At 30.7% G+C, this 25392-nt stretch carries 23 protein-coding genes; all 23 read left to right on the forward strand.

Annotation, left to right across the window (positions count from 1 at the left end; translation table 11 throughout):
- Positions 1–123: 123 nt before the first annotated feature.
- The 23 genes from JM82_RS00950 to JM82_RS01060 all read left to right on the forward strand — a co-directional run bounded on the left by JM82_RS00950 (position 124) and on the right by JM82_RS01060 (position 25378).
- Positions 124–477: a DUF6567 family protein gene (locus tag JM82_RS00950; protein ID WP_145000393.1), complete on the forward strand. Its 354-nt coding sequence runs from the start codon at positions 124–126 to the stop codon at positions 475–477.
- A 274-nt stretch (positions 478–751) separates the two neighbouring features.
- Positions 752–1369, forward strand: coding sequence for an SIMPL domain-containing protein (locus JM82_RS00955; RefSeq protein ID WP_145000395.1), 618 nt, complete (start codon positions 752–754; stop codon positions 1367–1369).
- Positions 1370–2020, forward strand: a complete 651-nt coding sequence (locus JM82_RS00960) for a hypothetical protein (RefSeq protein WP_145000397.1) — start codon at positions 1370–1372, stop codon at positions 2018–2020.
- A gap of 266 nt (positions 2021–2286) precedes the next feature.
- Positions 2287–3768, forward strand: a complete 1482-nt coding sequence (gene drt3a / locus JM82_RS00965; RefSeq protein ID WP_145000399.1) for an antiviral reverse transcriptase Drt3a — start codon at positions 2287–2289, stop codon at positions 3766–3768.
- Complete coding sequence (gene drt3b / locus JM82_RS00970; protein WP_145000401.1) at positions 3768–5927, forward strand: antiviral reverse transcriptase Drt3b; 2160 nt, start codon at positions 3768–3770, stop codon at positions 5925–5927. Before drt3a ends, drt3b begins: the two co-directional genes overlap by 1 nt.
- Positions 5928–6310: 383 nt before the next feature.
- The gene (locus JM82_RS00975; RefSeq protein WP_145000403.1) at positions 6311–6799 is read left to right on the forward strand and encodes a hypothetical protein; all 489 of its coding nucleotides are present in this window, start codon (positions 6311–6313) and stop codon (positions 6797–6799) included.
- 169 nt (positions 6800–6968) lie between these two features.
- Entirely contained in the window at positions 6969–7664 is a 696-nt protein-coding gene (locus tag JM82_RS00980; RefSeq protein ID WP_145000405.1) for a hypothetical protein, read from the forward strand.
- A 165-nt stretch (positions 7665–7829) separates the two neighbouring features.
- Positions 7830–8531: a hypothetical protein gene (locus JM82_RS00985; protein WP_145000407.1), complete on the forward strand. Its 702-nt coding sequence runs from the start codon at positions 7830–7832 to the stop codon at positions 8529–8531.
- Positions 8532–8675: 144 nt separating this feature from the next.
- The gene (locus JM82_RS00990) at positions 8676–9338 is read left to right on the forward strand and encodes a hypothetical protein (RefSeq protein WP_261375224.1); all 663 of its coding nucleotides are present in this window, start codon (positions 8676–8678) and stop codon (positions 9336–9338) included.
- Positions 9339–9452: 114 nt separating this feature from the next.
- Positions 9453–10022 carry a hypothetical protein gene (locus tag JM82_RS00995; RefSeq protein WP_261375226.1) on the forward strand — a complete coding sequence of 190 codons (570 nt, stop codon included), beginning with the start codon at positions 9453–9455 and terminating at the stop codon, positions 10020–10022.
- A 37-nt stretch (positions 10023–10059) separates the two neighbouring features.
- On the forward strand, positions 10060–10257 hold the full coding sequence (locus JM82_RS01000) for a hypothetical protein (protein WP_145000409.1): 198 nt from the start codon (positions 10060–10062) through the stop codon (positions 10255–10257).
- 145 nt (positions 10258–10402) lie between these two features.
- On the forward strand, positions 10403–12235 hold the full coding sequence (locus tag JM82_RS01005; RefSeq protein WP_409994617.1) for a Xaa-Pro dipeptidyl-peptidase: 1833 nt from the start codon (positions 10403–10405) through the stop codon (positions 12233–12235).
- Positions 12236–12237: 2 nt separating this feature from the next.
- Entirely contained in the window at positions 12238–12585 is a 348-nt protein-coding gene (locus JM82_RS01010) for a hypothetical protein (RefSeq protein ID WP_145000410.1), read from the forward strand.
- 4 nt (positions 12586–12589) lie between these two features.
- Positions 12590–13891: an MFS transporter gene (locus JM82_RS01015; protein ID WP_261375228.1), complete on the forward strand. Its 1302-nt coding sequence runs from the start codon at positions 12590–12592 to the stop codon at positions 13889–13891.
- A 118-nt stretch (positions 13892–14009) separates the two neighbouring features.
- The gene (locus JM82_RS01020) at positions 14010–14957 is read left to right on the forward strand and encodes a tRNA dihydrouridine synthase (protein ID WP_145000412.1); all 948 of its coding nucleotides are present in this window, start codon (positions 14010–14012) and stop codon (positions 14955–14957) included.
- Positions 14958–15005: 48 nt separating this feature from the next.
- Positions 15006–16337 carry a hypothetical protein gene (locus tag JM82_RS01025; RefSeq protein ID WP_145000414.1) on the forward strand — a complete coding sequence of 444 codons (1332 nt, stop codon included), beginning with the start codon at positions 15006–15008 and terminating at the stop codon, positions 16335–16337.
- Positions 16338–16342: 5 nt separating this feature from the next.
- The gene (locus JM82_RS01030) at positions 16343–16981 is read left to right on the forward strand and encodes an MOSC domain-containing protein (RefSeq protein WP_145000416.1); all 639 of its coding nucleotides are present in this window, start codon (positions 16343–16345) and stop codon (positions 16979–16981) included.
- A gap of 66 nt (positions 16982–17047) precedes the next feature.
- Entirely contained in the window at positions 17048–19348 is a 2301-nt protein-coding gene (locus JM82_RS01035; RefSeq protein WP_145000418.1) for a B12-binding domain-containing radical SAM protein, read from the forward strand.
- Between the two features lie 51 nt (positions 19349–19399).
- Positions 19400–21658, forward strand: a complete 2259-nt coding sequence (locus tag JM82_RS01040) for an FUSC family protein (RefSeq protein WP_145000420.1) — start codon at positions 19400–19402, stop codon at positions 21656–21658.
- Positions 21659–21685: 27 nt separating this feature from the next.
- Positions 21686–22243 (forward strand): hypothetical protein, encoded by a 558-nt coding sequence (locus JM82_RS01045; RefSeq protein ID WP_145000422.1) that lies wholly within the window; start codon positions 21686–21688, stop codon positions 22241–22243.
- Positions 22244–22379: 136 nt separating this feature from the next.
- Positions 22380–23042 (forward strand): carboxypeptidase-like regulatory domain-containing protein, encoded by a 663-nt coding sequence (locus JM82_RS01050; RefSeq protein WP_145000424.1) that lies wholly within the window; start codon positions 22380–22382, stop codon positions 23040–23042.
- A gap of 11 nt (positions 23043–23053) precedes the next feature.
- Entirely contained in the window at positions 23054–24058 is a 1005-nt protein-coding gene (locus JM82_RS01055) for a transglutaminase domain-containing protein (protein ID WP_145000427.1), read from the forward strand.
- 78 nt (positions 24059–24136) lie between these two features.
- Entirely contained in the window at positions 24137–25378 is a 1242-nt protein-coding gene (locus tag JM82_RS01060; protein WP_145000429.1) for a DEAD/DEAH box helicase, read from the forward strand.
- Positions 25379–25392: the final 14 nt, after the last annotated feature.

Below are 25392 nucleotides of genomic sequence, written 5' to 3' on the forward strand. Positions count from 1 at the left end.
GTGTTTTTTATGCTTTTATATTAACATTACGGTTTACCGTAAAATAAAACCAGAGGTTAGCTGTAATTTAGCATAATTAGACCAAAAAATTATAAACCCAAGTATAACCAAACAACAATTTAAATGAAAAAAATTATTTTATCGCTTTCAATCCTTGCATTATTCTCATCATGTAGATCAAGTTTACACTCTGGAGGATATAACCAACTAAACCAAACGCAAACGGTTTTAACAAGCAATAACTTTACAGTATTAGGTAGCTTTACAGGAAGTGCAACCACAAAAATTGTAACAGGTAACATTACCAATAAAGAAGGGATCATCTCTCAAGCAAAAGCAAAATTACTAGAAAACGCTAAAGCTGCAGGAGTAAGCTTAACTGGAAGCAGAACTTTAGTAAATGTATCTATAGATATTATTGAAACTAAAAAAAGAATTAACGCTACAATGTCTGCCGAAATTATCGAATTTAGATAAAACCTGAAATTGTTTTATAACACCAAACCACCTTTTCAAGGTGGTTTTTTTATGCTTTAGTTTTAATTTATGGTTTACCGTAAAAATAATGTGACAAGTATTGTAACTTAGCTTTTGACAAATAAATTTACGTAGTAATAGGTATAGATTAATTAAACTAAAAGAACTACATTGGACTACCGAATGATTTTAAACATTAAAATGCACAACTATTAATTAGTAAAATAACCACACAATCGCTTCAATAAAAAAACATCCCAAAGCATAACCAATTATGAAAAAAACACTTCAAATTTTATTAGTAACCTTAATTTTTTCTACAACCATTTATGGTCAATCTACTGAAAGATTCATTCGTATTATCGGAAACGCAAAAAAAGAACTAACCGCTAATAAAGCCAAAGTACAATTAACGATTACCGAACAAAAAGCAACTAAATACAAAGAGGACTCAAAGGACATTGCTTTTGAAGACGTATATAATACTGCTATTGTAGAGCTTTCAAAATACGGAATCGCAGAAAGTGACCTAGAAGTAATCATTCAAAGTAAAACCTACTCTAGAGCAACCAGTAAAAGTTATTATTTTACAACAGACATTAACACTCTAGAAGATATCGCAAACATAACAATAGATGGTGCAAAAATAACTGACATTAAATACTTATATGATACTTCTGATGAAGACCTAGAAACAGAATTAAGCCTACTAGCTATTAATGATGCTAAGCGAAAAGCAAAAACAATTGGTGACGAGATAAATATGACCATTGGAAAAATTCTTAATATCGAAGTCAAGGAATCTTCCTTTGGAACCGATACTGTAGAAAGCAAGAAAAACGAAATCACAAAATCGTACAGAATAGCAATCACCTTTAAACTTGTTGATTAAATGAAGTTATATATACTAATTCTTTGGTTTATAACTTTTGCCAATTACAGTCAAGCGCAAAGTATAACCTTACGTATTTTAGGGCAATCCAACTATACTGAATATGCTGAAAGCAACGTAGTGTTACTCTCGGTTAAACAGGATAATATCACAAAAATAGAAGCTTTAAAAGACTCGCTAATAGCAAACGGATTGGACAACCCAGTCGTTAAAGTGGCCACGTCAAAAAACCAACAAATATCCCATTACAAGTTTGAAAATCAAGACCTAAATACATTTGACAACGTATTGGTTTGGTGTAGTGCATTGCAAATTAATGTTTACAAAGTCTATTTTAAAATGCCAGAACACCAATTTAAAAACGAGGATGACCATGCTGTTTTGGCACTAAAAAATGCCAACACACAAGCAAAAATATTAGCCAATCATTTAGGATACAAAATTGAAACTATTCTAAATATTGATGACGAAACCACCTATGCAAACCCAATATATGACACCATTGATTTTGATAGTAGTAAAGGACAAAGGATGTTAAAGTTTCTTGAGTTATTAAGTAACAGAGACGTAACCTATGACACTAAAAGTAATAGTCCATCAAAATCTGGAGGCTATAATATATGGGTAACATACAGACTAACAAAAACATAACAACCATTTACAACTAATTATTTATGCTTTTATTTTTAGTTTACGGTTTACCGTAAATTATAATGAAACAAGTAATATAACTTAGCTTTTGACAAATAAATTTACGTAGTTCTACGTATATAATTGTTCTAAAAAATAACCTAGTTTTACAGACATTAAAAAAATAAAAGGATAACAAATAGGGATAAACTCCTTTGGGAGTTTATTTGATTGTTGGCAGTAAGTGAAGAGAACTACTAGAAATCAAAAAAAAAATTAGAAAAATAATGTTAGACCAATCCTTTTCAAGTAGTAATTTTAATAAAATATTTTTAAAAGAAAACAGAAAAGGTAATTTTGATAAATCTCACTTTACTCAAGAATATTTAGATAAACATCAAGCATTTAAAAGTACAATAGGCGAAAAATTAAGTCTAAAGAAAACTAAAACACTTACTAAAGAGGAATTAGATGAATTTGCTGAAAGATTAGAGAATATTAATACTGAAAAAGAAGAAATTAGATTATCAATCTTTGAAAATTATTCTAATGTAATTAACAACCAAATTACTCCTTTTCAATTCAAAATACTATATAATTCAACAAAAGAAGTTTATACTGTTGAAAACGATGCTGCTTCATACTATGCAGTAAAACAACTCCAACGAAATATTTACAAGACTTTTAAAGTTATACAAGCGGATAGAAATAGAATTATAAAACAAATTTTTAATATTGCTTCCGATGGGTTTCCTAAAATTATTATAAAAACTGATATAAAATCTTTTTACGAATCTATTCCTCAAGATAAACTTTTTGAGAAAATAGAGAATAATACTTTGCTTTCTCCATTTTCTCAAAAATTGATAAAAAGGCTTTTTTATGAATTTGAAGATAAAAAAGATAAAACTAAAATACCTCCCAAAAAAGGTGTGCCAAGAGGAATTGGTATTAGCGCATATTTATCTGAATTATATATGCGAGATATAGATAATGAGATTAAAGCATTAGAAGATGTAATTTATTACGCACGCTATGTTGATGATATAATTGTAATTATTTGCCCTAAAACAGAATCAACAAAAAGAGACTACTTATACGAAATAAAAAATATAATTTGCGTTAAAAACAATCTTACTCTTAAAGATGGTAGTGATGGAGAAGCTTCAAAAACAGAAATAATCGATTTACCCAAAAAAGGTAACTATAATAAATCATTTAACTACTTACGCTATTGTTTTAATTTAAAAAGAACTGAAACAACAGATAATAAATCAAACTTTCAATTACTTCTTGAAATTTCAGATAATAAAATTGAAAGGTATAACGAGAGATTAAAAAAATCAGTCACAAACTATAATCAAAATTCAAAATATAACGAAAAAGAAGCCAGAAATATTTTAATCGCGAGATTAAAATTCCTTACTGGAAACTTCCATCTTAACAATAATAAAAGAAATGTAAAGTCAGGCGTTTATTACTCTAATCAAATGCTAAAACTAAATAAGGTTACATATAATAGTTTAAAAGTATTAGACAGAAAACTATCTACAGCATTACGTGATTTAAATCCACCTCCTAAAATTGGAATTGATAAAATAAAATTGAAACTTTTCTTAATGCAGAAATATAGTTTCCAAAAAGGATTTAATAATAAAGAAAAAAACTTTTATTCTTTTAAACTAAACCCAAGAGAAACAAGTTTTTATTTTAAAAAATTCAAAAGAGCAACAAACAAGTTTGAAGTAATTAAATCTATTTGGAAGTAATGAGCAAAAAGAAAAAACATATAAAATACACCAAAGAGAGAGCTATTATTTCTGACGTACTACCATATGAGGTTCCTATTACATTTTCAAACAGATATTTGTATCGGTTCCTAGTCAATAATGAATTAGAATTTAAAAATAGTACAATTAAGTTTAAAACAAATTTTAAGGATGATTACTTTGATGCTTTTAAAATAATTTTAAAAATATTATTTTCTACAAATATTTCAAATCCGAATACTAGAAAAATTCCATTTACTTATAGAATTAGTCATAAAGAAAAAGACTTTAGAGAACTTGCATTAGTTCACCCAATTAATCAATTAGAATTGATAGAGTTTTACGAACATTATAAAGAATCCATTATTTACTCTTGTTCTTTAAGTAATTATAGTATACGAAAACCTGACAACGTAGCTAAGTTTACTTTCTTTAATGACAAACTTCATCAAACAAATAAAGGTGAAATTTCTGATTTTTTAGAACTAAGTGGGAAAGAATATGAAAACTTAAAAACTTTTTTTTCTTATAGCAAATACACTAACATCTATCAATTCTTCGAACATTATAGGTATCAAAGAGCAGAAAAGAAATTCAATCATTTATTTAAATTTGATATTTCTAAATGCTTTGACAGTATTTATACTCATTCAATTTCCTGGGCTGTATTAGGTTTAGATGTTGTAAAAGAAAACGTAAATAGTTCTAAAAACACCTTTACTGGAAAATTTGATAAATTTATACAATATTCGAATTACGGAGAAACCAATGGTATCTTGATAGGTCCAGAATTTTCTAGAATATTTGCCGAAATTATTTTACAAAAAATAGATATAACAATAGAGAAAAAATTAAATGAAAATAATTATTTACTTAAAGTAGACTATGAAATGTATCGTTATGTTGATGATTATTTCCTGTTCTGTGATGATAGTGTTTTAAAAGACGAAATATTAAAACTACTTAAACACGAATTAAAAAAATATAAATTATCAATTAATAATTCTAAAACAGAAGAATATAACAAACCAATTATAACTGAAATAACAATTGCTAAAAATAAAATTATTGATTTATTTTCTGAAAATCCTAAATTTAAAATAACGGAAATAGAAGAAAAGGAAGTAGACAAGAAAGATGAAGATGATGAAGTTTCTTTACTAAATCATAAATTTGAATTATCATTCAATCCCAATAAATTAGCAACACGTTACAAAATAATCATAAAAGAATCTCAAGTTGATTATAAAGATGTTTTAAATTATAGCTTAGCTCTTCTTTCGAGTAAAATTGAAAAAAACTTAATTTCTTTTGAAAAAATATATTTTAAATATCTTGAAGATAATGACGAAAAGGAGTTCTCTAAATCTGATTTGTTAAAACTTAGAAAAACGGAAAGTTTGTTTACTTCTCATATCGAAGGTATTATAGATTTTATTTTCTTCATTTATTCAGTATCACCAAGAGTAAACTCAACAATTAAAGTGAGTCTTATTCTTTCAAAAATAATTCTACTTTTTAAAGAAAAAAATAAAACAACTAAACAGTATAAAATTAGTCAAAACAATAGAGAACGTGTATTCAAAAAAATACTTGATGAGTCAAGTTTTATATTAAAGAAAAATTCTTTAAACGAATATGCACAAGTAGAATCACTTTATCTACTTACACTATTAAGGGATCTAGGAAAAGAATATAGATTACCTGAAGAAATATTGATAAAATTCTTAAACGCTTCTGAAGTAAACAATTCAGAAAAAATTACAATTAAAAACAATACGTTAAATTATTTTTCAATTGTTGTATTATTCTATTACATAGGATATTCTCAAAAATATAAAAAGGTAAAAGAAGCTTTAATCACTTATACTTTCAAATATATAAGAGAATACCCAAATGAAAAAAGAGGCAAATCTTCAGAAATGGCACATTTAATACTTGACTTATTAGCTTGTCCATATTTAGAATTTAGAATAAAAACAAAACTCTTAATTTATTATCGTGATGATAAAAAAATTTCACAAATAAAAAAGACAATTTCTGACTCTAAAAAATTACTTAAATTTCATAAAAATCATAAATATTGGTTTACTAAATGGGAAAGGTTTAACTTAGCGAAAGAATTAGAAAATAAAAAGAGTCAAGAAGTTTACTCTTAACAATAATGCCAATGCCAATCTCCAGGTTATATCAAGCATTTATGTTAGATATAATTATTTTCACACACTTGCAGAGGCAATACTCGGTAATAGAGGACAAAAACAAAAAGGTAGCTGGAGATTTTGCTACCTTTTTAACATTTAGAACATCTGAACAAAACACCTACTGCCAACACCGTATAAAATTAATTGCTGGTTTTAGCTTTTTTACGAAAGTTCTCGCAGACTTTAAATCTGTGTTTTATTTATTAACTTTAGTGCATAAAACACGCAACTAATCTTATACAACAACGTTGTATGCAATTTGAAAAAACATTGTGATAGAGAATTTAAACGACTTACATAACTTACTCTTTAAGGAATTAAATTTAACTTTTCACGAATTGGAAAACTCTAATTTGATTTCTGAATTAAATCCAGATTTATTGGATTACGCAATGAATTTTGGTTCATCAATTCCTAAAAACAATCATCAAGACCACTTAGAAATTCAACAAAACAGAACTAACTCTGAATTGACTAATTTTATTTCTGAAAACTCTGGAAATTGGAATATTGCTGTGCACAAAAAAACGAACGAATTGTATACCAATGAACATTGGCTTTACACAGAAAGTAATTTATCTGATTATAGAAAATTGAATTTTGGAATAGAAGAATGTCTAATAAGTTTTAGTTTACAAGAATTATACTTTGCTTTTTGTGAAAACGAGATTGAAGTCAAATCAGAATTAAACTTAATACCTATTTGGACTGACAAAAGATATAGCAGTAAAGAAAGAACTCATAGTTTTCTTTATGACTCGGAATTTAAAGCTTTGAAGTTCATTCATAGTGAAAACAACTTCGAAAAAATTGCCTTTATTGAATAGTATTTATGAATAAAAACTGCATACAACACCGCATATAATTTATTGCTAGTTCTAACCTACTCACAAAAATCCTCTCGGATTTTCTATTCGGTTTTTATTTATTAAATTAGATTCTCAAACACATAAAAGACCATAATACAATCACGTTGTGATGCTTTTAAAAAATATTATGAATACACGATTATTACTTTTCATTTTTTCAATGATGTTTATATCATGTGCTGGAGTTAAAAAAAATATCGTTGCACCTGAAACGTATACAAAACTACTACCAGAATTAAATAAAATTAAAACCTCTGAAATTGGAAGCTTTGTTGTTTATAAAGAAAATGGGTATCAAAATGATGCTATTGAAATAGTAAAAACATTTAGTATTAAACCAGATGGCGTTTTAAAAGTAATTGAAAAAGGTCAAATATTTATCCATAAATATAATACCAATGATTATGATTTTTATGGAAGTGCTTCTAATTCAGAATTTGGCGTTGCGATTCCTATAAATGGGGAAAACCCATTGATTTACTTTAAAAGCATTATTGATGGCATTTACTCAACCGGAACTAATTATAATGAACTAACATTAATAAAACCAAAAGAACAAATAGACTACATTCACATTAAAGTAAGAACAAAGCATAAAGATTATTTTAAAAAAGAATTCATTTATAATGGTCGTGTTGGTAATGCACTTAAATTTATTTATCGCGAATATATAAATGATTATGCTAGACCTGCTTTTACGCAAGAAGTGCAGTATGATTTATCAGAGAATAAAATTATTGGTTTTCGTGGCATGCGCATTGAAATTATTAAAGCCACAAACACAACAATTGAATACAAAGTTTTAAATTATTTTGAAAAATAAAAACGTCGAGCAACAACCTGTATAATTTATTGTTAGCTCATAACCTACTTCCATAAATCCTCGCGGATTTTCTATTCGGTTTTTATTTGCTAAATTAGTCGCTTAACCACGCAACTAACTCATACACAAACACGTGAGCCTTCATTATGACCAACAACTAAATCAATGATAAAATTCTTTAGAAAAATCAGGCAAAAAATGCTGACGGAAAATAAATTTAGCAAATATTTGATTTATGCTATTGGAGAAATTATTCTTGTCACTATTGGAGTCCTTTTAGCTATTCAAGCTAACAACTATAATGAAAAACAAAAGGATAAAAAAAATATCAATAATATATATGCAAGAATTAATACAGATATTGAAAACAATATAAATATTGCAAATAAACTAATTGCTGAATATAATGATATGGAGTATCTCTATCATAAAGTTCTAAATGATTCTATAAATTCAAATGATATAGGTCAAGGATTAGAAAATCTTGCTACTGGATTTATTTTATATGAATTTGATAAAACAGGAATTGATCAATTAAAAAAATTACACTTACGAGATAGAAATTCGGTAGATATAATTCGGATTTACGATAGAGCTACCATACAAATTAAAGCCTCAACGGAAATTATTGAATCCAGCGTTAGTAGAAACTTATTATTCTGGAGTGATAATTATCCTTGGTTTCCTGATTACGTAAAATTTAATATAAATAATCAAGCTAAAGATTATTTTGTAAATAGTCAAGATTATAAAAACAAAGTCTCATATTTTTATTTATGTGTTTATCAAAGCTATATCCCAACATTAGAAAATTTTATTTCTGAATTAAAAGCTTGGCAAAATAACATCGAAAATAACGAAGGCTAACACTGTATATATTTTAATGCTAGTACTAGACTACTTACTTAAACCCTCTTGGGTTTTCTATCTTTGATTTATTTACTAAATTAGTAGCCAATCCACGCAACTAACCATAAACTATTACAGTAACCAACAATAAAATCAAAACTCATGAAATACATATCTAATCGTAAAACAAAATTTGGATTCCAAAATATAATGGTCATTCTAACCATTTTTACTATGCTACTATGCTTTTCTTGTAAAGAAGAATCTAACACGTTACAAACCACAGAAAGTGATTTAATGACAAAAATTAATGCGGTTCAGGAACAAGTGATGGCTCAAGGTAATATGTCAGAAGCAGAAGAACAGGCTTTACTAGGATTATGCAGTATAATCTCTCAAGAGGATGGTATGGCAGTCTATACGTCTGACGATAGTATCATTTTAAAAGATGTAGATAGCGCTCCAGTATTTAATGGTTGTGAAGGGCTTTCAAAAGAAGAAACAAGAGCATGTTTTGACGATAAAATAGCAACATTTATTAAACGTGAGTTTAACATGAAGGTCTCTAAAGATTTAAATCTTTCTGAACCTAAACAAGTCGATGTGTTTTTTATAATCGACAACTCTGGAAACCTGACCGGAATGAAAGTGAGAAATTGTGAAGTAACCATTCAAGCAGAAATCTTAAGAGTACTTAGAAAAATGCCTATAATGAAACCTGCTGTTCATAACGGAAAAAGTGTTTCTGTATTATGTTCCATAGTAGTAACATATGGTAATGAAATCAAAGTGGACGTGGTTTACATTCCTGAAAGACCAGAATAATCTTTCATTATTATTCTAAAAAAAACAATTGTAGCTGTAGTTAAAGACCATGGCTTGTCGCTAACTAAAGTTTAAAATTAAAACCAAAAAAAACAATCAACTACCCAAACCAAAATGAAAATAAAAAACACCTTTACCCTAGTGCTACTTGTATTAACTGCAATGGTTACTCAAGCACAAATAACCAAAGACAAATCGTTAAATGTGCAACTAGGTTATGGTATTTCTGTACCTTATAACAGTATTACAGACGTTGCAGACAAAGGTGTTTTTGCACAAACCGAATTAGTACTTAAAGTAAAATCTTGGTTAGAGTTAAGACCTTACGCTGGTTTAATTATTACAAACTCTAATGGTAAAGATTTAAACAACAATCCTACCTTTGAGGTTTCCGAAACTAAAGCGTTTTTGCTTGGTGGTAAAGCCAGATTACGTGCGCCAATTCCGTGGGTTGCACCTTATCTTGAGCTAGGTATCGGAACATCCATAGGATCTTTTAAAACCTTAACTGCTTTTGACGCTGTGGACAAAGGTGGTATTATTTATCATATTCCGTTAGCGTTTGGTTTAGAACTAGGAAAAAACAACAATGTAGATTTAGGCTTTACATATTTTTTTCAACCTTCGGTTAAACAATTTGCTGGTGCAATTGCTGTTGGTGTGACCTTTCCACTTAATAATTAAAAGTACAACACTCCTCAATAATAAAAAGTAAACCAAAATGAAACTCACCACTCCAAAATTAGTACTACACATAGTGCTTGTTTTAACAATCCTAATTGATTTAATCATAAATGGATTCCCTAAAAACGATAACGCTTACAAATCCATTGGATTAGTAGTTATACTTGTTGTTTTAAGTTACTTAATTTTTAAAAACATTCAATCTAGAGTCAAAAAAAAGACGCTAAAATCTTAGGATAGCATTGGGTTTTATAACAATCCGCAATTACAAACACCCAAAATTCACCTTTAAAACATTTACAATTCCCTTAACATTTAAGCGCTTTAGGTGTTATAAAAAATAACTAACTTGTAACCAACAAACTTTACAACCAGTTATTATGACAACATTAAGCATGACGTCAAGGCTTTTTGCAGCACTATTTTTAGTGGCTACAATGGGTTTTGCACAAGACAAAACGGTTCCTGTTTTTGAAAATGGAGAAGCGCAAATTGTCGAAGGATTTAGCAACTACAAAGACTACATCAGACATGACCTTTGGGTACAAACTACATTTAACACAGATGGAGACGACACCTTAGATCGTGTGCACGTGTCTGTAACTAGACCAAAACAAACAGATACTGAAGGTTTAAAATTACCTGTAATATATGTCACTAGTCCTTATTTTGCTGGAGTTGCACCAGATGTTCCTGGTATTATGTGGAATGTAGAGCATGAGTTAGGTGAGTTACCAACCCAAGAGCGTGCACATCCTGAAGTAAAACGTTTAGGAGAGCGTCCAATTATATCAAATTCGCATATCTCTAAATGGGTACCTCGTGGTTATATTGTAGTACACTCGTCTTCTCCAGGTACTGGATTATCGCAAGGTAGTCCAACTGTTGGTGGACCAAACGAAGCTTTAGCACCTAAAGCAGTTATTGACTGGTTAAATGGTCGTGTTAAAGGATACACAACACCTGATGGTGATGAAGAGGTTAAAGCCTTTTGGTCTACAGGAAAAGTTGGTATGACAGGGACATCCTACAATGGTACGTTACCTTTAGCTGCAGCAACAACTGGAGTGGAAGGTTTAGAGGCTATTATCCCAATTGCACCTAATACCTCATCATATCACTACTACAGATCAAACGGTTTAGTGCGTCATCCTGGAGGTTATTTAGGTGAAGATATTGATGTGTTATATGACTTTATACATAGTGGTGACGAAAGCAAACGTCCTTACAACAACAAAACGGTTAGAGACACAGAAATGGCTAACGGAATGGACAGAAAAACAGGAGATTTAAACGACTTCTGGAATGATCGTGATTACCTAAACCAAATGGATGGTATGAAAGCTGCATTATTAATGTCTCATGGTTTTAACGACTGGAATGTAATGCCAGAACATAGTAACCGTATTTACCAAAAGGCTAAAGCAATGGGATTACCAACCCAAATTTACTACCACCAAAATGGACATGGAGGACCACCACCAATGACTATGATGAACCGTTGGTTTACACGCTATTTACATGGTGTAGAAAATGGTGTAGAAAATGATAAACAAGCTTGGATTGTTAGAGAAAACGATAAACGTGATCAACCAACTGCTTATGATGCTTATCCAAATCCAGAGGCTAAAGACGTGACTTTATATTTAAATAAAGGTGGTAACCAAATGGGAATGCTAACTACAAAAGCTAGCAAACGTCAAAAAACAGAAACGTTTGTAGACGATTTTACCATTTCTGGGAAAGACCATGCGCAAGCATCAAACTCGACACACAGATTATTATACGCAACACCAACTTTAAAACAAGATTTACATTTATCTGGAGAAAGTACTATTAGCATAAGCTTATCTAGTAGTAAACCTGCTGCTAATTTATCGGTTTGGTTAGTCTCGTTACCGTATACAGATGACGCCAAAGTATTAACAGATAATATTATTACACGTGGTTGGGCTGACCCTCAAAACTATAAGTCGTTAACCGAAAGTGAACCTTTAAAACCTGGTCAATTTTATGACTTAACGTTTAAATTACAACCAGATGATCAAATTATTAAAGCTGGTCAGCAAATAGGATTAATTATATTTTCTAGCGATAAAGACTTTACAATCCATCCAAAACCTGGTACTGAGTTAACCGTAGATTTAGACAAAACTACAGTAACGTTACCTGTTGTTGGTGGTTTAGATGCTTTAAAAGCTGCAACTGAGTAATAATGACTATTGTTATTAACGCTATTGAAATCAATAAGGCCAAGATCCTAAATTTATTATCTAAAGGCAAAAAGCTTCAAGCTATTAAAACCGTTAGAGAACAATTGGATGTTGGTCTTTATGAAAGTAAAATTATAGTCGAAAATTTAGAACAAAATCCTAATTTTTACGACGGAAGACCACACACGATTTCAACAGATTTCCCAGACATGGAAACCTTAGATACTGATCCTATTAAAACAACTAGTGGTCATATTATATCAGATACCTCAAGCAAATTTAAAGACACTGTAATTATCTTTATAATTATAGCTATTGTGGTATTATTATTAATTCAATTTAGCAAGTAACCTTTTGTCCATAACCGAAAAACTATATCGCTTTTTAAACAACGAAACGGAAGAACGTGTTTGTAAAGACATTACTGAGCAAGCTTGTGAAGCAGTACCAAAAAACTATTTTTTACTGATTTTTAGTAGTGTGTTTACCAAATTAGGAGACACATTAAGCAATCCAAAAACGGTATTAACATGGTTGATGAGTTATGTTAGTGCGCCTGTATATTTAATTAGTTTAATTGTTCCTATTAGAGAATCAGGTTCTATGGTTCCGCAGGTATTTTTATCAAAATATGTCAAAAAACAACCTGTTAGAAAATGGATTTGGGTTTTAGGTTCCTTTTTACAATTTTTAGCAATTGCATCTATTGGTTTTATAGCCTTAAATTTTGAAGGCACTACTGCTGGATGGCTAATTATAATAGCTGTTATAATATTTAGTTTGTCCAGAAGTATTTGCTCGTTATCGTCAAAAGATGTGACTGGAAAAACCATTCCTAAAACAAGACGCGGAAAACTTAAAGGTTACACTGTATCTGTTTCTGGAATCTTAGTACTTGCTGCTGGATTGTTTATTTTATACCAATCTAAAAGCGAACAAACCATTACCTTTTATAGCTATTTAATCTTTTTTGCTTCGGCAATGTGGTTAATTGCTGCTGTAATTTATTCTAGAATTAAGGAGTTTCCAGAAGATACTGATGCTTCGGACAACGACAAAACGTCTTTTATTTCAAAATTAAAACTATTAAAAAAAGATGCGCATTTTAGAGATTTTGTAATCGCACGATCGCTATTATTATGTTCTGCTTTAACAGCTCCTTACTACATCTTATTAGCGCAAAAATACATTGGCAAGGAAGTTTATTTGCTTGGATTGTTTATTATAGCCAAAGGAATCGCATCCATTATAAGCTCGCCAACTTGGGGAAAACTAGCTGACAAATCCAGTAAAAATGTGATGGCAATTGCTGTATTAATTGCGTCTGGATTAGGGATTATATTATTTTTTATAATTACCTATTTTGATACTGTTAGAAGTCTAGTTTGGTTATATCCTGTAGCTTTTTTTATTTTAGGAATTGCTCATGGAGGCGTCCGACTAGGTCGTAAAACTTACATTGTAGATATGGCTAAAGGCAACCAACGTACAGACTACGTTTCTGTTAGTAATACTGTTATTGGTGTAATTTTATTATTTACTGGTGGCTTAAGTGCTTTAGTATCGTCAATATCTATTGAAGGTGTGGTTTTAATTTTATCTGTATTCGGGATTTTAGGTGCTTACAAAAGCTACAAACTCCCTGATGTTGAGTAATTTTAACTGATTTTTAAAGGGTAAAATTTAATTCTATTCTTAGGTTTTTTTAAAACCGCTAAATTCTAATTAATTGAAGGTATATTTGCCTAATTAATATTACCTGTTTTACATTTAAATGTCAATTACATTACTCTCTTCTCCTTTACAAGGTTTTACGGATTTTAGATTCCGTAACGCGTTTCATCATTATTTTGGTGGTATCGATACGTTTTATGCACCTTATATTAGACTTAACGGAAAGCTAAAAATTAAGCAATCGTATCAATTAGATTTACAACCGGAAAATAACACGACTTTAAATGTGATTCCGCAAGTTATGACAAATGATGCTGACGAGTTTATGTTTGTCGTAAATTATGTCCAAAGTTTAGGTTATAAAGAGTTAAACTGGAATTTAGGCTGTCCTTATCCAATGGTTACTAAATCCGGAATGGGTTCTGGTTTAATATGTAATCCAACAAAAATTGACGAGATTTTAAAGCGTGCACATAACGAGAGCGACATAACGGTTTCCATGAAAATGAGAATGGGTTATGAACATGCTGCCGAAATTTTAGACACCTTCCCTATCCTAGATAGCTATCCACTAAAAAACATTGCAATACATGCCAGAATTGGCAAGCAACTATACAAAGGACCAGTAGATTTAGAGGCGTTTGAGCCTTGTATTACTGGCACAAAACACAAGTTATATTACAATGGTGATATTACGTCTGTAGAAAGTTTTAAAGCTATGGAAGCACGCTTCCCTAGTATTGATCATTTTATGATTGGTCGAGGACTAATTGCAGATCCGTTTTTACCAAGTATGATTAAAAATAACACCACAACATATCCTAAAGACCGTTGGGAGATTTTTAGTCAGTTTCATGATACAATTTACCAACAGTACGACGACTACCTTTCTGGTCCAACACCAATAAAAATGAAAATGTTAGGCTTTTGGGAGTTTTTCTCGCAGTCGTTTTCTAATCCTCAAAAAACTTATAAAGCCATTAAAAAAGCTAGTAATCCTGTAAAATACAAACAAGCAGTTGCTACTATTTTAAATAACGAAAAGTAGTTTTTCAATATTTACTCTATATTTACAAAAACCAACCAGAGTAATACCATGCAAAATAATTATAGATCCAAAGCTTTTAAAGCTTGGCTAGACAAACTACAACAAGAAAGTTGGCAGTTAGAATTAATTATTTCTGGGTTTTCTATTTATGGATTATCACAAGCTTTTGAACCCTTAGAGTTATATTTTAATATTTCTCAAAACGAAAGTAACTCGTATTTAACCACAATCTTAATGATTGCGCTTATCTCTTGTTCTATTTTACTATTTACATTATTACTTCATGTTATACTAAGAGGTTTATGGATTGGTGCCTTAGGATTGCGTTACGTCTCAGGAGATATAGACTATAAAAAATTAAATTACAGACCTAAATTTGACCGTTATTTACGTAAAAAAGTAGGCTCTTTTGATAAGTATATTGCAAAACTAGAGGATTATTGTAGTATCCTTTTTGCGGTTTCATTTCTGCTGATTTTTTACATACTATCCGTATTTATTGTTATTGGAAGTATTGTTGCAATTGCCTATCTGTTTCTTCGTAATCACGAAAATCAACACTTTTTGTTATTTGTAATAGGCATGGTATTATTGTTTTTTATACTTATTGGGATGCTGCTTACTTTTTTAGATTTTGTCACACAAGGCTATCTTAAAAAAAACAAATGGTTAGCAAAAATTTACTTTCCGTTTTATTGGGTATTTAGCTATTTAACGTTGTCGTTTTTATATCGTCCTTTGGTCCATAATTTTTTGGATAATCGTTTTGGTAAACGACTAAGTTTCACTTTAATTCCTATTTATTTTGTTATAATGCTACTAGCTTCCTATAATTATAATCGTTCCAACTATTTTTCAGCAGTGGATGATTCCAATAGTTTTACTGCTAATGCTAGTAATTATGACGAAAACATCACAGAAAAAGGCGTATTTATTTCAGATGCTTCTATTCCTTCTAAAATAATAAACACCAACTATTTACCTGTATTTTTAGAATACCAAAATGACATTGAAGACGTTATTTTTGAGTACAACAAATCCCTTAAACCAGAAGAGGATAAACGTGGCTTAAAATCGGATATTTTTACCTCTACCAATCAAATGATTGCAAAAAACAGCCGAGACCGTCTTAAAGCAGATTATATGCAAACGCTATCTAATATTTATAGTTTTAAAATAGACAGTTTAGATTATAATAATCCTGACTTTATTTATGCTAAACACAATAATAACCAACAGGGTTTTGAAACCGTTTTATCTTTAAAAAACATTACAGAAGGCAAACACGTGTTAACTATAAACAGACTGGTTAAAAAGGATAGTGCGTTTATTAAAACAACACTTTTAAATATCCCTTTTTGGTATTTTAATAGTAATTAAAGTTTATGGAAATCACGTCTACCAACATAGCAAAACCAACAACTATTGTCTGGAATGGAAAAACACAAACCACAGGAATTTATAAAAGCCCAACTCCAGCAGGTATTTATCTAGAAAAAGAAGACGTTAAAGGCGATGAGGTCTCTGACCGCAAACATCATGGTGGCATTTTTAAAGCCTGCTATTTATTTTCGGAAGACCATTATGCGTATTGGCAAAACTTATATCCAAATTTAGATTTTAATTACGGGATTTTTGGCGAAAACCTAACCGTTAAAGGTCTAGACGAAACTAAAATAACTGTTGGTGATATTTATAAAATTGGCACTGCTTTAGTGCAAGTCACGCAACCCAGAGAACCTTGTTTTAAATTAGGCATCCGTTTTGGTACGCAAACAATTCTTAAACAATTTATTAAGCATGCACGACCAGGAACTTACGTTCGTGTTTTGGAAGAAGGCTTGATAAAACCTGGAGATAAAATGATCTTGGTACAAGCTGCAACAGAGAGCTTAACCACAGCGCAATTATTCACCTTAATTTTTGCGAAACAAAAAGACCAATCTCAATTAGCTTTAATTATAAATAATGATGCGATTCCACTTAAAAAACGTCAAAAACTAGCTGCTTTTATAAAAAACTAATAGAACACAAAACCGATAAGCTACATTAACTTATCTTTGCTGCAATCTATTTTTAAAGCCATTTTTTTGAAAGATCTTTTACTAATAACGCCTCCTTTTACGCAATTAAACACGCCTTATCCTGCAACTGCCTATTTAAAAGGATTTTTAAATACGATAGGTGTTTCTGCCTTTCAGATGGATTTAGGGATTGAGGTGATTTTAGAATTATTCAGTAAAAAAACATTTGAAAAACTTTTTGATTTAGCAATAGAAAACGATTCTATTTCAACTGAAAACTGTCAACGTATTTACACGTTAAAAGCAGATTATTTACAGCCTTTAGATGCTATAATTTTGTTTCTTCAAGGTAAAAATCAAACCTTAGCAAGACAAATATGCACCACAAATTTTCTACCTCAAGCGTCTAGATTTGAACAGCTAGAAGATATGGATTGGGCTTTTGGCGAAATGGGAATGCAGGATAAAGCCAAGCATTTAGCAACCTTATATCTTGAGGATTTATCGGATTTTATTATTGAGTGTATCGATCCTAATTTTGGTTTTAGCAGATATGCTGAGCGTTTAGGACAAAGTGCCAATGCGTTTGACGAGCTATACGATAGCTTACAAAATAAACCAACATTTATAGACAACCTAACGCTAGCCATTTTAGAAGACAAACTAAAAACGGTACAACCAAAGTTAATTTGTTTTTCGGTTCCCTTTCCAGGGAATTTATACAGTGCGTTTAGATGCGCACAATTTATAAAAGCCAATTATCCTGAAATTAAAATAGCAATTGGTGGAGGTTTTCCTAATACCGAATTACGTCAAGTAACAGACACACGTGTTTTTGACTTTTTTGACTTTATTACCTTAGATGATGGTGAACTGCCAATTGAGTTATTGCACCAAAACGTATGTCAACCTCACAACAATAATAGTACTTCCGAAACCAATATAGAAAACAAAGACCAAAATAGTAATAACAACGGTCGTGCTGGGCGCAGTCGAAGTACTACAATAAACGTTGATCTCAATAGGAAAGAAAAACAATACAAACGCACCTTCCTTTTAGAAGATGGAAAAGTCGTTTATAAAAACAACACCACACGTCCAGATTACAAACAACTACAAGTTGGCACACCAGATTACTCAGATTTATTCTTAGAAGATTATATTTCGGTTATTGAAATTGCTAATCCAATGCACAGTTTATGGAGTGATGGACGTTGGAACAAACTAACTATGGCGCATGGTTGTTATTGGGGAAAATGTACCTTTTGTGACATATCTTTAGATTATATCAAGATTTACGAACCCATTGCTGCTGCACTTTTAGTAGACAGAATGGAACAGCTAATTGCACAAACAGGAGAAAACGGATTTCATTTTGTGGACGAAGCTGCTCCTCCTGCATTAATGAAAGCCTTAGCTTTAGAGATTTTAAAGCGTCAATTAACCGTTACATGGTGGACCAACATCAGGTTTGAAAAAAACTTTACACAAGATTTATGTTACTTACTAAAAGCCTCAGGTTGTATTGCAGTCTCAGGAGGTTTAGAAGTAGCATCAGACAGACTATTAAAGCTAATTGATAAAGGTGTGACTGTGGAGCAAGTCGCACAAGTTACACGTAACTTTACACAAGCTAACATTATGGTTCACTCCTACTTAATGTATGGTTATCCTACACAAACAATACAAGAAACCGTTGATAGTTTAGAGATGGTCAGACAGTTATTTGAGTTAGGTATTATACAATCTGGATTTTGGCATCAATTTGCGTTAACAGCACACAGTCCTATTGGGTTAAATCCATCAGATTATGGTGTTACACCAAACTACAAGTCTATTACATTTGCAAATAATGATATTGATTTTACAGACAAAACTGGCATTGACCATAATATGTTTAGTTTCGGTTTAAAAAAATCGCTATTTAATTTTATGCATGGTATTGGCTTTGATATGGACTTACAAGAATGGTTTGATTTTGACATTCCGCAAAGTACAATTACACCTTATTACATTGAGGATTGCTTAAACACACCAGCTAGCTTAACAACTAAGCCAACTGCAAAAATAGTTTGGTTAGGTCATTTACCTTTAGTTAGAGAATACACAAAAACTAAAAAAGGGTTTGTAAATGAATTGTTGGAGCTAACGTTTCATGATAAAACGGATCGACTTCAAATTACAGTCAACAAGCCTGAAGGCGAATGGTTGCTAGATACGCTTGAAACCTTAAAACCAACCACAGGAAAAGCGCTTTCATTTTCAGCATTAAAACAAGATTTTGAGTCCCAATTTGAAGATTTTGAACTCTTTTGGTTTTCTAAACAAATGCAAAAATTAAAGGACTTTGGATTGCTTCAATTATAATTAACACAAGATTAATCTAGCCAATTCACATTAAAAACTACCTTTGCTTAAATGCAAAACAAGCTAAAGACACAGTTAAAAACAATCGAATTGTTCCTAAAAGGCTCAAGCTTTTACAGAGGCGTTGTACTTACCATTGCTGCTGTATTACCTTTAGTAATCTTTAGTGCTATAGACTTATTTGTCTATGCACCTTCCATAGCTGTTGGTGCTTTTTTAAATGCGCCAAGTGATGTTCCTGGTAGTTTAAGACGTAAAATAAATGGGATACTAATTAGTATAGTACTAACCATGTTAGTGACGTTTATTATTTTTATTACTAAACCTGTTTTTGTCTTATTAATAGTTGCTATTGCAGTGTTAAGCTTTGCAATTAGTTTAATATCTGTTTATGGCTTTAGAGCCTCTTTAATATCATTTTCTGGATTATTATCTATTGTTTTAGCTTTAGCTATAAGTAAACCAAATCCTGCAGCTATTTTTTTACATGTTGGTTTAATGGGAGTTGGAGGTTTATGGTATTTGTTTGTGTCACTGTTTTCTAAATGGATTGCTCCTAAAAAAGATGACGACCAATTATTATCAGATACCTTAGCTTTAACTGGTCAGTATTTAAAAATTAGAGGTAAACTTTTAACTAAATCCAATAAACGAGAAAAATATGCTAAAAAAGCACTTATCCTACAAACACAAATAAGTGAAAAGCATGAAACTTTAAGAGAACTACTACTGGAAGGCCGAAAACGTTCTGGACGTTCCTACTCCAATGAGAGACGCCTTTTAATTTTTATATCGCTTGTTGATATTTTTGAATTAGCATTAGCAAATACCTTAGATTATTCTAAAATAGATACGTTATTTGGTCTTCAAAAATCATACTTAACACCTTTTAAAGATTTAAATAAAGCACTAGGAAATCACCTTATTACTTTATCAGAACTTTTAATTAAAAAAGAAACACTTCCTGACTTTGATTCCATTTCTAAAATAACAGATAAAACCAACAGTGCTATTGAAGATTATGTAACAGAAATCACCTTACCAAAAGCTAGAGAAGGTGCAATAACACTAAGAAACCTTCAAGATTACCAAAAACAATTATTGCAAGAAGTTAAAGCAATTAGACGCGTTTTAAGTAAAGTTAAAGACAACACTAAAGCGTCTTTAAAAACACAGGATTCTAAACAATTTTTAACCTCTCAGGATTATAGACTAAATATTTTATGGCAACATTTTAGCTTAAAATCACCTATGTTACGACATGCGTTTAGGGTGAGTTTAGCTATGGTATTTGGTTTTTTATTAGGAAGCCTTTTTGATTTAAAAAACGCCTATTGGATTGTATTAACCATTGTGGTTATTATGAGACCTAATTATGGTTTAACTAAAGAGCGTTCTAAAAACCGAATTATAGGGACTATTATTGGAGCTATTATAGCAACAACTGTTGTATTAATTACTCAAAATACCGTAGTATATATGGTATTAGCCGTAATATCTTTAACCTTTGCCTTTTCACTAATCCAACAAAGTTATAAAGCTGGAGCTGCTTTTATTACACTTAATATTGTTTTTGTATATGCTTTAATTGATCCAAATGCTTTTGATGTCATCCAATACAGAGTAATTGATACTGTGATTGGAGCAACCATTGCTGTTTTAGCCAATTACCTATTGTTTCCTAGTTGGGAATATAAAAATTTAGATGCAGTTATAGTCAACGCCATTACATCTAACAGTAATTATTTAAAGGCTACTAAACAGTTATACCATAATAAAGAAGCTAAAAACCTGGATTATAAAATTTCTAGGAAAGAAGCCTTTTTAGCTATGAGTAATCTAAATGCAGCCTTTCAAAGATTAACACAAGATCCAAAATCTAAACAAAAAGAATCGGTTTTAATTTACGATATCGTTACTTTAAATCATACCATATTATCTGCTGTAGCGTCTATTGGTAGTTATATTTTAAATCATAAAACAACATCTGCTTCAGAAGAATTTGATACCATTATCGATGGTATTACAGATACTTTAAAACATGTGATTTTAAAATTAGAAAAAGATAAAACTATTCCTTTTACAGAAGTAGATGATGTAAATAAAGCACATCAAACGTTACAAAACAAATATGCTAATCTTTCTGAAAAACGAGATATAGACATACAAGCAGGTCAGACTGAGATTGATACTAACACCTTATTAGATCTTCAAGAAGCGCATTTAATAAGCAACCAATTACTATGGTTAAAATCGTTATCTGCTAATTTAATAAATGCAACGTCTAAATATAAATCTGTTTTTAATTAACTTGCTTAAGTAATTTAAAACTAAGAATTGAAAACGACTGTATCAGACCAAATACGTTTTATTAAACAAGCCTTTAAACCACACTTCGGAATTTTAGGCATTGGGTTTGCTATAATTTTATTTGGTGTTTTGTTTGCTTTTATAGGCTTTAAAGTTGAAAATGGTTTAGGATTTATACTATTTGGAGGCCTTTTTATTGTGCTTAGCTTAGCCTTTATGCTATATACATTACCTTCTAGTTTTATGTATTATTATGAGCAAGCCGAAATAAAAAAATACGGTAGCTATACGACTGCTAAAGTTATAAATAAGCGTGTGGACGACTATTCGCATAGTAACTCCACGTTTAATGGAGGATCAAAAAAAACTATTGAAACCTACTTGTACGTTATCGCGTTTGAATTTAGTTATAACAATACCATTTATAATAGCGAATGTTTTTTTGAGCATAAATCTACTTTTGATGCTATTACAATACATTCAACATTACCTATTAAGTTTTTAAAAACTAATCCTCAAAATGTTACTTTACGTCGCAAAAAGCTAGCCAATCAATTAGGTATTACTGCTAAAATGTGTCAATAATCAACCAACTGTAATTTTGCTTCCTCTGTAAAAGACATGGTTTACTCACCCAAAAGGAGGATTAACTAAGTGTCGGTTTTATTACTTCTATTGTTACCATAGGTTTGTTATATAATAATGTATTAAACCTATAATCATGAAAAATCAAATAAATTTAAACATCACGACGCCTTGCAATCAAAATTATAATCAATTTACGCCTACACTTAAAGGTGGTTTTTGTAACGCTTGCACAAAAGAGGTTATCGATTTTACTGAAATGACTACTGAAGACATCGGTCTTTACTTCAACACTAAACAAACCACTAACGTCTGCGGAAGATTTAAAAACGCACAACTAACAACACTTTCTGTTAAAGCAAAAAAAAGTAAACTTAGTTTTATAAGCGCCATTGGATTAGCTTGTTTAGCCCTATTCTCTTTAACAACTGCAAAAGCACAAGACAATCTATCCAGAGTCAAAACTTCTAAAATAAAAATCAATCAAAATCAAGCCAATATTACTGTAAAAGGAACTGTATATGATAACGATGGTTTACCACTTCCTACCGCAAACGTTGTTTTACAAGGTACCACTGTAGGTGTTACAACAGGTTTTGATGGACAATTTATTTTTCCTGAAAAGCTAAAAGAAGGTGATATTTTAGTGTTTAGCTATGTTGGTTATGACTCTAAAAAGATGGTTATTCAAAATCCAGACAGCATGTCTAACGTCCTTTTAAATGTAAGCTTAAGTAACGATTCTTATATTATGATGGGTAAAGTTGCTGTTAAATCAGTTTATTCGTCTAAAAAATAAAGTGTTTTAAAATGAAAAAACTAAGCCTACTTTTTTGTTTTTTGCTTTGCACCATAGTAACAGCTCAAATTACCGATTTTGATGACATCAATTTTACTAGAGCTGATAATATCGCTAAACGTCATAACAACTTAGATTTAAAAAACCTTCCCTTACTTGCTCATAATTTGACTTTTAATTTACCTACTGAAGCAGAAAAATTTAGAGCAATATACACTTGGGTTTGCAGTAATATTAAAGGTGATTTAGCACAAGACAGTAAGGTTAGCAAAAACAGAAAAAAATTTCAAAAGGATAGTTTGGGCTATGTAAATTGGAATAATTCTTATAAAAATAAAGCCATAAAAAAACTATTAAAGCAAAATAAAACCATGTGTACAGGTTATGCTTATTTAATTAAAGAGTTGTGCTTTTTGGCTAATATAGAATGTAAAATAATTAATGGTTATGGACGTTCCACAACCACTAATGTAGATACCTTACAGTTAGTTAACCATTCTTGGAATGCAGTTAAGTTAAACGACAAATGGTATTTATGCGATGCTACTTGGTCTAGTGGTTATTTTATAAATGATGTCTTTATAAAAGACTATAATTTAGGTTACTTTTTAACTGAACCCATTCTATTTGCCAAAAACCATTATCCAATTAATAAAAAATGGTTACTGGATAGCACTTTAATAGCAAGTGATTATCAAGCATATCCAATGGTTTATGGTAAAACGTTTACACATCAAATCATTCCTATTTACCCTTCAAATTTAAATACAACCATAAAAAGAAACGACGTTATAAATTTTAGCTTTAAAATGCCAGATGTCATTAATATTAAGGATGTCACATTAATAGAATATTCTGGTTTTAATGAAATTACTCGTGATTTAGAATACACAAAACAAGACAATGGTCAGATAACATTAGCTAGTACATTTAAAAATGAAGGCATTTTTGATGTGCACTTAAAATTTAAAAATGATATTATCTCCTCCTACACTATTCAAGTCCTAGAAAAGTAAAGACTCACGGTTGTGTAAATAAATATTAAGCCTTATTAAATGCTTGGAAAAAACTACCTTTGTAGCAAATCTTAATTCATGTCATTTAAAGACTTACAACTAAATAGACCTATTTTACGCGCAATTGCCGAAAAAGGATACGACAACCCAACGTTGGTACAAGAAAAAACAATTCCTGTGGTACTTAACAAAAAAGATGTTATTGTCTCTGCCCAAACTGGTACAGGAAAAACAGCTGCTTTTGCGTTACCTATTTTACAGTTATTATTTGACAAACAAGACGCGCCTAAAAAAGGAAGAAAAATTAAAGCATTAATTGTTAGTCCAACGCGTGAACTAGCAATACAAATTGCTGAGAATTTTGAAGCCTATGCGACTTACATTACCTTAAAAAGCGCAGTAATATTTGGTGGAGCGTCTATCGATCCACAAAAAGAAATACTTCGTGATGGTGTTGATATTTTAATTGCAACGCCAGGACGTTTATTGGATTTACACAAGCAAGACCTTGTCAATCTTGACTATGTCCAAACATTGGTGTTAGATGAAGCAGATTTAATGCTAGACATGGGTTTTATTGATGATGTCAAAAAAATTGAAAGGTTATGTCCTAAGACTAAACAAACCTTGTTATTTTCGGCAACGATACCTTATAAAGTAGAGCAATTAGCAAGTACAATATTAAACGAGCCACAACGTATAGAGGTCGCTCAAAACAGTTCGACATCTAAAAATGTCAATCAATTACTATACTTTGTTCCTAAAAAAGACAAGATAGAATTAGGTTTACATTTACTACGAAACACTATAAACGGTAACATTATTATTTTTAGACGTACTAAATATGGTGTTGATAAATTAGAAAAAACGCTGCTTAAAAACGGTTATAAAGTGGACAGTATCCATGGTGACAAAAGTCAAACTGCAAGACAAGAAGCTTTAAATAAATTTAAGAAAAAAGAAGTCAATATATTAATTGCAACAGATGTTGCTGCACGTGGTATTGATATTGATAATTTAGATGCAGTAGTCAATTTTGACCTTCCTAACGTCCCAGAAACTTATGTCCACAGAATTGGTCGTACTGCTCGTGCTGGACAAACTGGTATGGCATATTCACTTTGTAGTGCAGACGAGAAACCTTACCTACTAGAGATACAAAAACTGATTCATTTACAATTAGATGTTATAGATGAGCATCCTTACCCACTAGACCCAAAAGCAAAACCAATCATTCATAAATCTGCAAAAAAAGGGAGCAAACATAAAAAAGGACGTAAAAGTGAAGCGTCTAAAAAGAAGAAAAAACGTTGGTATTAATCATTATTAAATAG

Source organism: Olleya sp. Hel_I_94 (assembly GCF_007827365.1).
Lineage (GTDB): Bacteria > Bacteroidota > Bacteroidia > Flavobacteriales > Flavobacteriaceae > Olleya.